Here is a 14,520-nt window from a genome sequence, read left to right on the forward strand (position 1 = left end):
TACGATCGCCGCATGAATCCTTCCATCGATGTTGCCGTCGTGATGCGCCGCGAGCGCGTCGACAGCCGTTGGCAATCCTGGCGCTGGATTCTCGAGAGCGTCGGGCCCGACCAGCCGGGCTTCGGCACCGAGCCGCGCCTGCTGGAAGCCAGCGACAGCGCGCAGCGCTGGCTGCATCCGGGCCTCAAGACCGAGCTGTTCCGCGACGACGTGGAGGGTTACCACCTGAATGCCACCACGCCCGCGCCCTGCTGGTTCGTGCTGTGGCGCATGGAGGAAAACCCCAGCATCGCCGACGAGCCGCTGGCCCGGCCGGTGGTGGTGAGCCTCAGCTACAACGAAGCCGGCCGCTGGCTCGACGCGCAGGAAACCGTGGAGCAGGTGCCCGCGCCCGAAGAGGTGATCGAGTGGATGCGCGGCTTCGTGCAGGCGCACTACGTGATGGAGCCCAAGCGCCGCAAACGGCCCGAGAGTTTCCGCCCGCTGGTCGACCGCTTCGGCAACGCGGCGAGCGTGTCGACCGAGAAAAAACGCGGGAGCGGCGCTGGCGATGCCTGAGAATTTTTTCGACCGCTGGTCGCGGCGCAAGAAAGAGGCGCGCGAGGAGCTCCCGGCCGCGCCTGCTGCACCGGACGAAGCCGAACCGTCCGTCGCAGGCGCCGGATCCACGCCGCCGCTGCCCGCGGTTCCGGGCCTTGCCGCCGACGGCGTTGTCGCCGAAATCCCGGGTGAAATGCCCCCGCCCACGCTCGCCGATGCCGAGGCGCTCACGCCCGAGTCCGACTTCCGGCCGTTCGTGGCGAGGAACGTGGCGCCCGAGGTCAAGAACGCGGCCCTCAGGAAACTCTTTGCCGATCCGCAGTTCAACGTGATGGACGGCCTGGACACCTACATCGACGACTATTCGCAGTCGACGCCCATCCCCGACAGCGTGCTGCGCCAGATGGCCAGCGCCAAGTTCCTCAAGCTGTTCGACGACGAGGAAGAAACCGAAGCCAACCAAAGCGCCGTCCGACCCCCGGAAACCCCGCACGGCGCCGAGCCCCCGGACGTGGCACAGTCCGAGCCTCCGGGGGAACTCCCCAGCCAGCAGGTTGCCGATGCGCAACCCGCAAGCCACACGACCGATGACCACAACGCTGATCTGCGACTGCAACCAGACGATGCCGCTCGAGCCGAAGACGCTCGGCGCGGCGCTGGCTGAGCCGCTGCCTCTCCACTCCACCCTGTGCCGCCGCGAGGCGCCTGCTTTCCAGCGCGCCATCCGCTCGGGCGACGAGGTGGTGGTGGCCTGCACGCAGGAGCGCAAGCTCTTCACCGAACTGGCCGAACAGACAGAGGGCGCGACCTCGCCGATCCGCTTCGTCAACATCCGCGAGACCGGCGGCTGGAGCCGCGACGCGAAGAGCGCGAGCCCGAAGATCGCCGCCTTGCTGGCCGTGGCCCACCTGCCCGAGCCCGATCCGGTCTCGACCGTGAGCTACGCGAGCCAGGGCCGGCTCCTGATCGTCGGCCTGCTCGACCAGGCCGAGAAGGCCGCCGCGCTGGTGGCCGACACGCTCCAGGTGTCGATCTTTTCCACCGGTCCCGGTGCTGCCGGCGGGGCGCAGGAACGCCGCTGGCCCGTGATGGCCGGGCGCATCGATTCGCTCCAGGGCTGGCTCGGCGCCTTCTCGCTCAAGTGGCTGCGGGACAACCCTATCGACCTGGACCTGTGCACGCGCTGCAATGCCTGCCTGGGCGCCTGCCCGGAACAGGCGATCGGGCTCGACTACCAGATCGACATGGCGAAGTGCACCTCGCACCGCGACTGCGAGAAAGCCTGCAGCGTGGCCGGCGCCATCCACTTCGGCCGCGCGCCCGAAGCGCTCGACGCGCGGTTCGACCTGGTGCTCGACCTGCGCGCCGAACCGCTCATCGACTGGCATGCGCCGCCGCAAGGCTATTTCCACCTCGCGGGCGGACTCGCGCATGCCGAAGGCCTTTCGACCCTGCTGCGCCTGCGCGAGCTGGTGGGCGAGTTCGAGAAGCCGAAGTTCTTCGACTACAAGCAGAAGCTCTGCGCCCACAGCCGCAACGAAGTGGTCGGCTGCAATGCCTGCGTCGAGGTCTGCTCGGCGCATGCCATCTCGAGCGACAAGGAGCGCCAGCGCATCGTCGTGAACCCGCAGCTGTGCGTGGGTTGCGGCGCCTGCACCACCGTTTGCCCGACCGGTGCGCTGGGCTACACCTACCCGCGCACGCCCGACCAGGGCCGCAAGCTGCGCACGCTGCTCGCCACCTACACGGGGGCCGGCGGCCGCGATGCCGCGGTGTTGCTGCACAGCGAGGAGGCCGGCCAGGCGCTCGTCGAGCAGCTCGGCCGCGCGGCGCAACTGGGGCGCGGCCACCGCGACGGGCTCGGCGGCGTGCCGGCGCACGTGCTGCCGGTGGCGCTGATGCATGTCGCGAGCACCGGCATCGATCTGTGGCTCAGCGCCATCGCGTTCGGCGCTTCGCAGGTGGCGGTGCTGTCCACCGGCGACGAAGCGCCGCAGTATCTCGATGCGCTCAGGACCCAGATGGCTGTCGCGCAGGCGCTGCTCACCGGCCTCGGCTACACCGGAACGCACTTTCACCTGATCGAGGCCACCACGCCGGCCACGCTGGACGCGGCCCTGGCCGGCCTGCGCGCCACGCGGCAGCGCGTGCCCGCCAGTGCGGCGCGCTTTGCCGTCGGCGCCGAGAAGCGCGGCACGCTCGAGATGACGCTCGATCACCTGATGGCCCAGGCGCCCGCGCTCGCAGCCCCGGCGAACGATGCGGCCGCGCCGCTGGCAATTCCGCTGCCCCCGGCGTCGCCCTTCGGCGCCATCACGGTCAACAAGGACAGCTGCACGCTGTGCCTGGCCTGCGTGAGCGCGTGCCCCGCGAGCGCGCTGCAGGACAACCAGAATGCGCCGCAATTGCGCTTCATCGAAAAGAACTGCGTGCAGTGCGGGCTTTGCGAAACGACCTGTCCCGAGAACGCGATCGCACTCGTGCCGCGCCTCCTGGCCGGCCCCGAGCGCAAGCAACCCGTGGTGCTCAACGAGGCCAAGCCCTGGGCGTGCATCCGCTGCAGCAAACCGTTCGGAACGCAAAAAGCCATCGAGGCGATGCTCGGCAAGCTCGCGGGCCATGCCATGTTCCAGGGCGAGGCGCTCGAGCGGCTCAAGATGTGCAGCGACTGCCGGGTGATCGACCTGTACAGCGCGCAGAACGAAATGAAGATCACGCAGCTATGAGCGAATTTCCTCCAATGACCTCGGCGCTCGACGAGGAAATTGCCCGCGCCGAGGTCTACGGCCTGCTCGCCCGCCTCTGGTACGGCGCGCCCGATGCCGAGCTGCTCGGCGCCTTCGGCGTGGCGCCGACCGAGGCGCCCGCGGCCGGCGCGTTTCTCGAGGAGCCCTGGCGGCAGCTGGTCGGCACGGCGCGCGCCACCGATGCCGCCGCCGCGCATGCCGAATACGACGCGCTCTTCGGCGGCATGGGCAAGCCCGAGGTCTACCTGTTCGGGTCGCACTACCTGAGCGGCTTCCTCAACGACAAGCCCCTGGCGCAGCTTCGCACCGACCTCGCCCGCCTCGGCCTCGCGCGCGGCGACGCCGTGTCCGAGAGCGAAGACCATGTCGCCTGCCTGTTCGAAGTCATGCGCTACCTTATTGCCGGCGACGACGCAGCGGTGGCCAACCTTGCACAGCAACAGGCTTTTTTCGCCGCCCATCTGCAGTCGTGGCTGCCGACGCTCTGCGATGCGGTGGCGCAGCACCCGAAAGCGCATTTCTATGCGTCCCTCGCGGGCTTCACCCGCGCCTTCGCAGAGGTCGAAGTCCAGGGATTCGACATGCTCGGATGAGCGTCTTATGGAATAGCCCGATTGTCGGGAATAAGGGTCTAGACTAGTATCGAGATGTATGTAAATCAGTTCATATCTGGTTTGCCCCCCAGCCACTCCTGGAGATCACATGCAGGACAGCCAAGCGGCCGGCACCAAGCCGGCCTCGCGTCGAGGTTTCTTTCTAGGTGCCGCCGGTGCCGGTGCCGCGGTTGCCGCGGTCTCGGTGCTCCCCAAGGTGGTCTCCGCGCCCGCCGAAGTGGAAGCGGCCGCGCCCGCAGCAGCAAAGCCCGCGCCTGAAAAGGGCGGCGGCTATTCGCTGAGCGAACACGTCAAGCACTATTACAAGACCGCTTCGGCCTGAGGCGGAACCCACGATGTTGTTGACCAAGAAAACAGCCCCCGCGAACAGTGCTTCGCGGCAGGGGGAACGCGAGTCGTCTTCCGCGTTCATTCACAGCCTGCGGCGCGGCCTTTCGGGTGCGCTGCCCACCATGGACCGGCGCGCCTTCCTCCGGCGCTCCGGACTCGGCGTGGGCGTGGGCCTGGCCGCGGGCCAGCTCACGCTGATGCGCAAGGCCGAGGCGGCCGGCGACGCGCGGCCCACCGCGGTGGGCGCGGGCAAGGTCGAGATCAAGCGCACCGTGTGCTCCCACTGCTCGGTCGGCTGCGCCTCCGACGCGGTGGTCGAGAACGGCGTGTGGGTGCGCCAGGAGCCGGTGTTCGACTCGCCGATCAACCTGGGTGCGCATTGCGCCAAGGGCGCCGCGCTGCGCGAGCACGGCCACGGCGAATACCGGCTGCGCTATCCGATGAAGCTGGTCGACGGCAAGTACCAGCGCATCAGCTGGGACACGGCGCTGGACGAGATCACCGCCCGGCTGAAAGACCTGCGCCAGGCCAGCGGTCCCGACTCGGTTTACTGGATCGGCTCGTCCAAGCACAGCAACGAGCAGTCGTACCTGATGCGCAAGTTCGTGAGCTTCTGGGGCAGCAACAACTGCGACCACCAGGCGCGGATCTGCCACTCGACCACCGTCGCAGGCGTCGCGAACACATGGGGCTACGGCGCCATGACCAATTCGTACAACGACATGCGCGGCGCCAAGGTGGCGCTGTACATCGGCTCCAACGCCGCCGAGGCCCACCCCGTCAGCATGCTGCACATGCTGCACGCCAAGGAGCACGGCTGCAAGATGATCGTGGTCGACCCGCGCTTCACACGCACGGCGGCCAAGGCGGACGAATACGTGCGCATCCGCTCGGGTTCGGACATCCCGTTCCTGTTCGGCGTGCTGCACCACATCTTCAAGAACGGCTGGGAAGACAAGAAGTACATCAACGACCGCGTCTTCGGCATGGAGAAGGTGCGCGAGGACGTGCTGGCCAAGTGGACGCCGGACAAGGTCGAGGAGGCCTGCGGCGTGAAGGAGGCCCAGGTGCTCAAGGTGGCCACCTGGCTCAACGAGAACCGGCCGGGCACCATCGTCTGGTGCATGGGCCAGACCCAGCACACGATCGGCAACGCCATGGTGCGTGCCTCGTGCATCCTGCAGCTGGCGCTCGGCAACGTCGGCAAGTCCGGCGGCGGCACCAACATCTTCCGCGGCCACGACAACGTGCAGGGCGCCACCGACGTGGGCCCGAACCCGGATTCGCTGCCGGGCTACTACGGCATCGTCGACGGCTCGTGGAAGCACTTTGCGGCCGCATGGGGCGTCGACTACGAATGGATCAAGGGCCGCTTCGCGTCGCCCGCGATGATGACCAAGCCCGGGATCACGGTCTCGCGCTGGATCGACGGCGTGCTCGAGAAGAACGAGCTGATCGACCAGGACTCGAACCTGCGCGGCGTGTTCTATTGGGGCCATGCGCCCAACTCGCAGACCCGCGGTCTCGAGATGAAGCGCGCCATGGACAAGCTCGACCTGCTCGTCGTGGTCGATCCGTATCCCTCGGCCACCGCGGCCATGGCCGCGATGCCCGGCCGTCCCGAAGACCAGAACCCGAAACGTGCGGTCTACCTGCTGCCGGCCTGCACGCAGTTCGAGACCAGCGGCTCCGTCACCGCCTCCAACCGTTCGCTGCAATGGCGCGAGAAGGTCATCGAGCCGCTGTGGGAGAGCCGCAGCGACCACATGATCATGCAGCAGTTCGCCGATCGCCTGGGCTTCGGCAAGGAACTCAGCAAGAACTACAAGATGCAGAAGGTCAAGGGCATGGACGAGCCCGTGCCGGACGACATCCTGCGCGAGATCAACAAGTGCGTCTGGACCATCGGCTACACGGGCCAGAGCCCCGAGCGCCTGCAGGCCCACATGCGCAACATGGGCGCCTTCGACGTTCGCACGCTCAAGGCCAAGGCCGGCACCAAGGACAAGGTCAACGGCTACGACATGACCGGCGACTATTTCGGCCTGCCGTGGCCCTGCTTCGGCACCCCCGAACTCAAGCACCCGGGGTCGTCGAACCTGTACGACACCTCCAAGCACGTGATGGACGGCGGCGGCAACTTCCGCGCGAATTTCGGCGTCGAGCGCGACGGCAAGAACCTCCTGGCCGAAGACGGCTCGCACTCGCTTGGCGCCGACATCACCACCGGCTACCCCGAGCTGGACCACGTGCTGCTCAAGAAGCTGGGCTGGTGGGACGAGCTCACCGAGGCCGAGAAGCCCAAGGCCGAAGGCAAGAACTGGAAGACCGACAGCTCGGGCGGCATGATCCGCGTGTTCATGAAGAACCACGGCTGCCATCCCTTCGGCAACGCCAAGGCGCGCGCGCTGGTCTGGAACTTTCCCGATGCGATTCCGCAGCACCGCGAACCGCTGTACGGCAATCGGCCCGACCTGATGGCCAAGTACCCGACGCACGACGACAAGATGGCGTTCTGGCGCCTGCCCACGCTCTACAAGACCGTGCAGCAGAGGAACATCGCGGACAAGGTGCACGAGAAATTCCCGTACATCATGACCTCCGGCCGGTTGGTCGAGTACGAAGGCGGGGGCGAGGAAACGCGCTCCAACCCCTGGCTCGCGGAACTGCAGCAGGAGATGTTCATCGAGATCAACCCCAAGGTCGCGGCCGAGAAGGGCATCCGCAACGGCGAGCGCGCCTGGGTGCACACGCCCACCGGCGCAAAGCTCAACGTGCAGGCCCTGGTCACCGAGCGCGTCGGACCCGACACGGTCTTCATGCCGTTCCACTTCTCGGGCCGCTGGCAGGGGGTCGACATGCTCGGCTACTACCCGGCCGGCGCGGCCCCGGTGGTACGCGGCGAAGCCATCAACACCGGCACGACCTACGGTTACGACAGCGTGACCATGATGCAAGAGACCAAGACCACGGTCTGCAATGTGGAAAAGGCATAAGGAAGCACCATGGCTCGAATGAAATTTGTCTGTGACTCGGAACGCTGCATCGAATGCAACGGCTGCGTCACTGCCTGCAAGAACGAGAACGAAGTGCCGTGGGGCGTGAACCGCCGCCGCGTGGTCACGCTGAACGACGGGGTGCCGGGCGAGAAGTCGATCTCGGTGGCCTGCATGCATTGCTCCGACGCGCCCTGCATGGCCGTGTGCCCGGTGCAGTGCTTCTACCGCACCGACGAAGGCGTGGTGCTGCACGACAAGGACGTCTGCATCGGCTGCGGCTACTGCTCGTATGCCTGCCCGTTCGGCGCACCGCAGTTCCCCTCGCAGGGCACTTTCGGCGTGCGCGGCAAGATGGACAAGTGCACCTTCTGTGCCGGCGGCCCCGAGGCCAACGGCTCGGAAGCCGAGTTCGAGAAGTACGGCCGGAACCGGCTCGCCGAAGGCAAGCTTCCGGCCTGCGCCGAGATGTGCTCGACCAAGGCGCTCCTGGCCGGCGACGGCGACGTGGTGGCCGACATCTTCCGCACCCGCGTGGTCCAGCGCGGCAAGGGCGCCGAAGTCTGGGGCTGGGGCACCGCCTACGGCTCGCAGCAGGCCGGCAAGCCGCCCGCGAACGGAGTGCAGAAGTGAAGCGCCCGTGCCTCCTTGCCGTGGGCGTTGCGCTGGCCGCAACCTGCCTGGCGGGCTGCGGCGAGAAGCCGCAGACCAACGCACAGGGCGTGAAGCACGACGCCGTGCCCTGGAGCGGCACGGGCACCAAGGAGAACGCCGGCACGGTGTTCATCGCGCCCGACTGGAAGGTCGGCGACAAGACTGCCTGGCAGCAGCAGCTCAAGACCCGCACGCAAAACGGGCAGAACGAATACAACAAAGAGAACTGAACGGAGAGCCCATGAAGCAAGCGCTGACCGCTCTCGTTCTTGTTGCCGCAATGGGCACGGTGTTCGCCCAGGCGCAACCGCCCGCCGCCCCGGGCAGCACGGCCGCGCCCGCGGCACCTGCCGCCGCCACGCCGCCGGCCGCCGCCGGGCCCATCCGGGGCCAGAACATCTTCGAGGTCAAGCCCGAAGCCAGCGAGGACCCGAACTACCCGAACCAGTCCAACGGCGAGCGCATGAAGGTGCAGCCCGGCAACAACGCGCCGATGTGGCGCCAGGTGGGGCAGGGTGCGACCGGCTACAGCAGCCTGCCGAAGAGCGAGGCGCCCGAGGCCGGCAACCTGATCCAGCCCACGGTGCAGTACCCGGGTTCCCGCCTCACCACCGCCGGCGAGGCCTGGCGCCAGGTGCGCAACGACTGGATCATTCCGTATGGCGCCGCGCTGCTGTTCGTCACGCTGCTGGCGCTGGCCATCTTCTACTTCACCCGCGGCACCATCGGCCTGCACGGCAGGGAGACCGGCCGCAAGATCGAGCGCTTCACGCCCTTCGAGCGCGCCACGCACTGGTCGAACGCCATCGCATTCGTCACGCTCGCAATCTCGGGCATCGTGATGGCCTTCGGCAAGTTCTTCCTCCTGCCGTGGATGGGCCTGACGCTGTTCGGCTGGATCGCCTACGCGCTCAAGAACGTCCACAACTTCGTCGGTCCGCTGTTCGTGGTGACCACCGTGTTCATGGTGTTCACCTTCATCCGCGACAACCTGCCGCGCGCCGGCGACCTGAAATGGCTCGCGCGCTTCGGCGGCCTCTTCGGCGGGCGCGAAGTGCCGTCGCACCGCTTCAATGCGGGCGAGAAGATCGTGTTCTGGGGCGGCGTGCTGTTCCTCGGCCTCTTCGTCATCGGCTCCGGGCTCTTCCTGGACAAGCTGCTGCCCGGCTTCGTCTATACCCGCGGCGAGATGCAGGTGGCGCACATGATCCACGGCGTTGCCACCGTGCTGATGATGGCGATGATCATGGGCCACATCTACATCGGCACGCTGGGCATGTCGGGCGCCTACAAGGCCATGCGCACCGGCTACGTCGACGAGACCTGGGCCAGGGAGCACCACGAGCTCTGGTACGACGATATCGCCGCGGGCAAGATTCCCGCGCAGCGCACGGTACCGGCCGGATCGGCGGTGCCGCCCGCACGGCCCGCGATACCCGCCGAAGGAACGCCCTCATGAAAAAGCTGTCGTTGAATCTCTGCATGCTGGTGCTCGCACTGTCCGCACCAGCGGCCTGGGCCAAGCTCCCGCCGCCCCCCGATACGCCGGAGGCGAAGGCCAAGGCCGCCGAGGCCGCGGCCAAGACCGCGTGGACCGCCAAGGTCGATGCCTACAAGCTCTGCCAAGCGCAGGACCGCGTGGTGGCCAGGTACCGGGCCGCTGCTTCGGCCGCCAAGCCGGCGCCGACGCCCGTAGCAGCGATGCCGCCTTGCACCGACCCCGGCCCCTTCGTGTTTGCGCCGCCGGACGCCAAGCCCATCGAGGCTTCGGGCGCGCATTCGCCGGCCACCACGGCCACGTCCCCGCCCAGCACCACGCAGCCGGACGCGGCCGTCAATCCCGCGCCCAAGAAGGCGCAGTGACAACGCCGGTCGGGCCGCTGCCGCTCCCGCGTCTCACCCAGGCCCGCGCCGCGCTCACGCGCGAGGTCGAGGTCGTCGATGAGCACGGGGCGCGCGGCACGGTGTCCATTCCCGCCGAACGCGATCTCACGGTGTACGTGGACCGGCGCGAACTCGTCACGCTGATGACGCTCGGCGCCCAGCCCGAACTGCTGGTGCTGGGCTACCTGCTGAACCAGCGGCTGATCGAATCGGCCAGCGACGTGGAGTCGGTCACGGTCGACTGGGAAGTGGGCGGCGCCGCCGTCAAGACGCACGCCGGCATCGATCGCATCGAGGAGCGCACCGCCAGGAAGGTGGTGACCACCGGGTGCGGCCAGGGCAGCGTCTTTGGCGACCTGATGGCCGACATCGACCAGCTCGAACTGCCGCCCACGCGCATGACGCAGGCGCAGCTCTATGCGCTGGTCAACGCCATCCGGCTCCAGGAGAGCACCTACAAGTCGGCCGGATCGGTGCACGGCTGCGCGCTGTTCACGCTCGAGCCCGGCGGCACCGAGGCCACCATGCACTGCTTCGTGGAGGACGTGGGCCGCCACAACGCCATCGACACCATTGCGGGCTGGTGCGCCATGCAGCCGCCCGGTGCGCTGGCCGGCGACCGCGTGTTCTACACCACCGGCCGCCTCACGAGCGAGATGGTGATCAAGTCGGCCCAGATGGGCGTGCCCATCGTGGTCTCGCGCAGCGGCATCACGCAGATGGGCCACGAGGTGGCGACGCGCGTGGGCCTGTGCGCCATCGGCCGCGCGACCAACCGCCATTTCGTCTGCTACGCGGGCGTCGACCGGCTGGTGCTGCAGCCGGAACTCGCGCGCCGCAGCCCGGCCTGAGGCGGCGTCCTCCCGGGCTTAAGCCCCTGAAACGCGCCGGCGCCCGCGCGTCGGCTATCGTCTCGCCCATGAATGCCTCCCTTCGCCTTGGCTGGCGTACTCTCTGGCGCGATCTGCGCGCCGGCGAACTGCGCCTCTTGATCGTCGCCGTGCTGCTGGCCGTGGCCGCGCTCACGGCGGTCGGCTTCTTTGCCGACCGGCTGCAGGGCGGCCTGCAGCGCGATGCGCGGCAACTGCTCGGTGGCGACGCGGTGGTCGTGAGCGACAACCCCACGCCCGACACCTTCATTGCCCAGGCGCGGGCCTTCGGCCTGCAGGGCACCGGCACCTACGGCTTCCCGACCATGGCGCGCGCCGAAGAATCCCAGGGCGGCGCCAGCAAGCTGGTGGCGCTCAAGGCGGTGACGGCGGGCTACCCGCTGCGCGGCAGCCTGCAGACCGCCGCCAGCGCCGAGGCGCCCGGCACCGTCACGCGCGACATTCCGCCGCCGGGCGAAGTGTGGGTCGATGCCTCGCTGCTCGACTCGCTCGGGCTCAAGGTGGGTGACCCGCTTCTCTTGGGCGACACCAGCCTGCGTGTCGGCCGAGTGATCACGCTCGAGCCGGACCGCGGCGCTGGCTTCATGAGCTTTTCGCCGCGCGTGATGCTCAACCAGGCCGACGTGCCGCGCACCGGCCTGGTCCAGCCTGCGAGCCGCGTCGGCTACCGCTATGCGGTGGCGGGAGACGACGCGTCCGTCAAGCGCTTTTCCGACTGGGCCGAGGCCACGATCAAGAAGGGCGAGATGCGCGGCGTGCGGCTCGATTCCTTCGAAGGCGGGCGTCCCGAAATGCGGCAGACGCTGGACCGCGCCGAGAAATTCCTGAGCCTGGTCGCGCTGCTCGCGGCACTGCTTTCGGCAGTGGCCGTGGCGCTGGCCGCGCGCGGCTTTGCGGCGGGCCACCTCGACGACTGCGCGATGCTGCGCGTGCTGGGCCAGAGCCAGCGCACCATCGCCTTTGCGTACTCGTTCGAATTCGCGGTTGTCGGTCTGGTGGCCAGCAGCCTCGGCGTGGCGATCGGCTTCGGCGTGCACTACGTGTTCGTGGTGCTGCTCGCGGGGCTGGTCGAAACGGCGCTGCCCGCGGCCACCTTGTGGCCCGTGGCCTTCGGCCTGGGGATGGGTCTCACGCTGCTGTTCGCCTTCGGCCTGCCGCCGGTGCTGCAACTGGCCCGGGTGCCGCCGCTGCGCGTGATCCGGCGCGATGTCGGCGGGCTCAAGCCCGCATCGCTCGCGGTGCTGGGCATCGGCGTGGCCGGCTTCGCGGCCTTGCTGATCGCGGCCAGCAGCGACCTGAAGCTGGGCCTGATCGCGGTGGGCGGATTCGCCGGCGCGGTTGCGGTGTTCGCCCTCTTGAGCTGGCTGGCGGTGAAGGTGCTGCGCCGCAGCGTCAACGAGACCACCGCGCCGCGCTGGCTGGTGCTGGCCACGCGCCAGATCTCTGCGCGCCCGGCCTATGCGGTGGTGCAGGTCAGCGCGCTCGCGGTCGGCCTGCTGGCCCTGGTGCTGCTGGTGCTGCTGCGCACCGACCTGGTGGCGAGCTGGCGCAAGGCCACGCCGCCCGATGCGCCGAACCGCTTCGTCATCAACGTCATGCCCGACCAGAGCACCGCGTTCCAGAAATCGCTGCGCGATGCGGGCGTGGGCAAGTTCGACTGGTATCCGATGATCCGCGGCCGGCTGGTGGCCGTGAACGGCAAGCCGGTGTCGCCCGACGACTACGTGGAAGACCGCGCCAAGCGGCTGGTGGACCGCGAGTTCAACCTCAGCAACAGCGTGGAGGCGCCGGCGCACAACAGCATCGTGGCGGGCGCGTGGAAGCCTGATGCGCCGGGCGAGGTGAGCGTGGAAGAGGGCCTGGCCGAGACACTGGGCCTGAAACTCGGCGACCTGCTTCGCTTCGACATCGGCGGCATGCAGAACGATGCGCGCATCACCTCGCTGCGCAAGGTCGACTGGGGTTCGATGCATGCGAATTTCTTCGTGATGTACACGGTGGGCGCATTGCCCGACGTGCCCGTGACCTACATGGGCGCGTTCCGCGCGCCGGAGACCCGCGGCTTCGACAACGCGCTGGTGCGCAGCTATCCGAACGTGACCAACGTGGACATGAGCGCGACCATCAACCAGGTGCAGCGCGTGCTCGACCAGGTGATCCGCGCGGTCGAGTTCCTGTTCGGCTTCACGCTCGCCGCGGGGCTGGTGGTGCTGTTTGCCGCGGTCACGGCCACGCGCGAAGAGCGCGCGCGTGAGTTCGCCGTGATGCGCGCGGTGGGCGCGCGGGCGAGCCTGCTGCGCCAGGTGCAGCGCGCGGAGCTCGTGGGCGTGGGCCTGCTCGCGGGCTTCCTGGCGAGCATCGTGGCGTCGGCCATCGGCTGGGGGCTGGCGCGCTATGTGTTCGATTTCACCTGGACGGCATCACCGGTCGTGCCGTTGGCCGGTGCGCTCGCGGGCGCGGTGTTGGCGTTGTCGGCAGGCTGGTGGGGTCTGCGCGACGTGCTGCGCAGGCCGGTCGTGGATACGCTGCGGCGGGCCGCGGAGTAGGGGCGGATCTTCCTGTCCAATAGCGGCATGGACTATCCACCGAACGAACTCGCGGAACGGCTGACGGAGCTCGAGATCAAGTCGAGCTATGCCGAAGACCTGCTGGAGCAGCTCAACATGACGATCTACCGCCAGCAGCAGCAGATCGACAGCCTCGTTCTTCAGGTCACTCAGCTGAAACTGCAGAGCCAGAACGCGGGGCAGGAGGGGGCGGCGCGCAGCTTGCGCGACGAACTGCCGCCGCATTACTGAGATTCTTCGGGGCGCGCTCCCGCCGACGGCGTGCCCTGCTCCGCGAATGTCCCCCGGCCTGCGGCCTCCTCCTTTATTTCGCTGCGCAGGGCACACCATCGACGTGAGCGTTGTACGGAGCAGTCGTTGATCAGCCAGCACCACGACGGCGCTTGGTGTGCACAGGGTGCCGGGTGCTCCCCGCAGCGAAATAAAGGAGGAGGCCGCAGGCCGGGGGACATTCGCGGAGGGGAGTACCCGGTGGCCTGTGCACGCGCCCTGAACAGCGCGCCCTGAACAGCGCGCCCCGAACAGTACTGACCTGAAAAAGATCAGCCGTGCGAATGCCAGAGCACCGCAAAGAAATGGCAAGCACTGCCCGCCAGCACGAACAGGTGCCAGACGAAGTGCGCGAACCGCACCTTGTTGTCGAACAGGAAGACCACGGCACCCGCCGTGTAGAACAGCCCGCCGGCCACCAGCCACCCCAGCCCCGCGCCCGACATGCGCTCGTACAGCGGCACCGCCGCCATCAACGCCATCCAGCCCATCGCCACGTACAGCCCCGTCGACCACAGCGGATGCTGCAGCCGGTTGAACAGCTTGGCGCCCACGCCCAACGTGGCCGCGGCGCAGATCGCGCCGAACAGCGTCCAGCCCCACGGCCCGCGCAGCACGCCGAACAGGAAAGGCATGTAGCTGCCCGCGATGAAAAGGTAGATGGCTGCGTGGTCGAGCCGGTTGAACCAGGCCTTGGCCCGGCCCATGGGCAACGCGTGGTACAGCGTGGAGATCAGGTACAGCACGATGGCCGTGCCCGCGAACAGCGATGCGCCGACGATGCTCGCGGCCTGGCCCTTTTGCGCAGCGCTGTAGACCAGGATCGGCAGCGAGGCAATGGCGAGCAGCAGGCCGAGGCCGTGGCTCAGCGCGTTGAAGATTTCTTCCAGCGTGGTCTGGTCGCGCGGCGCGGCGGCCTGCTTTCCGGTGCGCACCGGCATGGCTTGCTGCAACGGCATGGGATGTCGATTCGTCATCGGTATCGGACTCTCCTGGGTCGAACCAGGTTCCACGAAAAGCCGTGAAAC

General features: G+C 68.2%; 14 protein-coding genes. 13 read left to right on the plus strand and 1 reads right to left on the minus strand.

All coding sequences use genetic code 11. The annotated features are described in order from the left end of the window. The first annotated feature begins 12 nt into the window (after window positions 1–12). From ABID97_RS07540 to ABID97_RS07600, 13 genes are all read left to right on the plus strand, one after another. The gene (locus tag ABID97_RS07540) at window positions 13–558 is read left to right on the plus strand and encodes a DUF3305 domain-containing protein (protein WP_354397902.1); all 546 of its coding nucleotides are present in this window, start codon (window positions 13–15) and stop codon (window positions 556–558) included. Beyond that, on the plus strand, window positions 551–1,204 hold the full coding sequence (locus ABID97_RS07545) for a DUF3306 domain-containing protein (RefSeq protein WP_354397903.1): 654 nt from the start codon (window positions 551–553) through the stop codon (window positions 1,202–1,204). The genes ABID97_RS07540 and ABID97_RS07545 overlap by 8 nt, the downstream gene beginning before the upstream one ends. Further along, entirely contained in the window at window positions 1,128–3,266 is a 2,139-nt protein-coding gene (locus tag ABID97_RS07550) for a 4Fe-4S dicluster domain-containing protein (RefSeq protein WP_354397904.1), read from the plus strand. Before ABID97_RS07545 ends, ABID97_RS07550 begins: the two co-directional genes overlap by 77 nt. Continuing rightward, the gene (locus ABID97_RS07555) at window positions 3,263–3,880 is read left to right on the plus strand and encodes a TorD/DmsD family molecular chaperone (RefSeq protein ID WP_354397906.1); all 618 of its coding nucleotides are present in this window, start codon (window positions 3,263–3,265) and stop codon (window positions 3,878–3,880) included. Before ABID97_RS07550 ends, ABID97_RS07555 begins: the two co-directional genes overlap by 4 nt. A gap of 109 nt (window positions 3,881–3,989) precedes the next feature. Then, window positions 3,990–4,223, plus strand: a complete 234-nt coding sequence (locus ABID97_RS07560) for a formate dehydrogenase (protein ID WP_354397907.1) — start codon at window positions 3,990–3,992, stop codon at window positions 4,221–4,223. 13 nt (window positions 4,224–4,236) lie between these two features. Beyond that, a complete protein-coding gene (locus ABID97_RS07565) occupies window positions 4,237–7,227 on the plus strand; it encodes a formate dehydrogenase subunit alpha (protein ID WP_354397908.1) in 2,991 nt (996 codons plus the stop codon). A 9-nt stretch (window positions 7,228–7,236) separates the two neighbouring features. Next, on the plus strand, window positions 7,237–7,860 hold the full coding sequence (gene fdh3B, locus ABID97_RS07570; protein WP_337308441.1) for a formate dehydrogenase FDH3 subunit beta: 624 nt from the start codon (window positions 7,237–7,239) through the stop codon (window positions 7,858–7,860). Then, window positions 7,857–8,111, plus strand: coding sequence for a hypothetical protein (locus ABID97_RS07575; RefSeq protein ID WP_354397909.1), 255 nt, complete (start codon window positions 7,857–7,859; stop codon window positions 8,109–8,111). The genes fdh3B and ABID97_RS07575 overlap by 4 nt, the downstream gene beginning before the upstream one ends. A gap of 11 nt (window positions 8,112–8,122) precedes the next feature. Beyond that, the gene (locus ABID97_RS07580; RefSeq protein WP_354397910.1) at window positions 8,123–9,340 is read left to right on the plus strand and encodes a formate dehydrogenase subunit gamma; all 1,218 of its coding nucleotides are present in this window, start codon (window positions 8,123–8,125) and stop codon (window positions 9,338–9,340) included. Beyond that, window positions 9,337–9,744: a hypothetical protein gene (locus ABID97_RS07585; protein WP_354397912.1), complete on the plus strand. Its 408-nt coding sequence runs from the start codon at window positions 9,337–9,339 to the stop codon at window positions 9,742–9,744. Before ABID97_RS07580 ends, ABID97_RS07585 begins: the two co-directional genes overlap by 4 nt. Beyond that, window positions 9,741–10,616 (plus strand): formate dehydrogenase accessory sulfurtransferase FdhD, encoded by an 876-nt coding sequence (locus ABID97_RS07590; protein ID WP_354397913.1) that lies wholly within the window; start codon window positions 9,741–9,743, stop codon window positions 10,614–10,616. Before ABID97_RS07585 ends, ABID97_RS07590 begins: the two co-directional genes overlap by 4 nt. 68 nt (window positions 10,617–10,684) lie before the next feature. Further along, a complete protein-coding gene (locus ABID97_RS07595) occupies window positions 10,685–13,201 on the plus strand; it encodes an ABC transporter permease (protein WP_354397915.1) in 2,517 nt (838 codons plus the stop codon). A 27-nt stretch (window positions 13,202–13,228) separates the two neighbouring features. Further along, window positions 13,229–13,453 carry a SlyX family protein gene (locus ABID97_RS07600; RefSeq protein WP_354397916.1) on the plus strand — a complete coding sequence of 75 codons (225 nt, stop codon included), beginning with the start codon at window positions 13,229–13,231 and terminating at the stop codon, window positions 13,451–13,453. Window positions 13,454–13,764: 311 nt separating this feature from the next. Here the strand turns inward: ABID97_RS07600 and trhA are convergent, their stop codons facing one another. After that, window positions 13,765–14,433, minus strand: coding sequence for a PAQR family membrane homeostasis protein TrhA (gene trhA, locus ABID97_RS07605; RefSeq protein WP_354401695.1), 669 nt, complete (start codon window positions 14,431–14,433; stop codon window positions 13,765–13,767). Window positions 14,434–14,520: the final 87 nt, after the last annotated feature.

This window comes from Variovorax sp. OAS795, assembly GCF_040546685.1.
Classification (GTDB): Bacteria; Pseudomonadota; Gammaproteobacteria; order Burkholderiales; family Burkholderiaceae_C; genus Variovorax.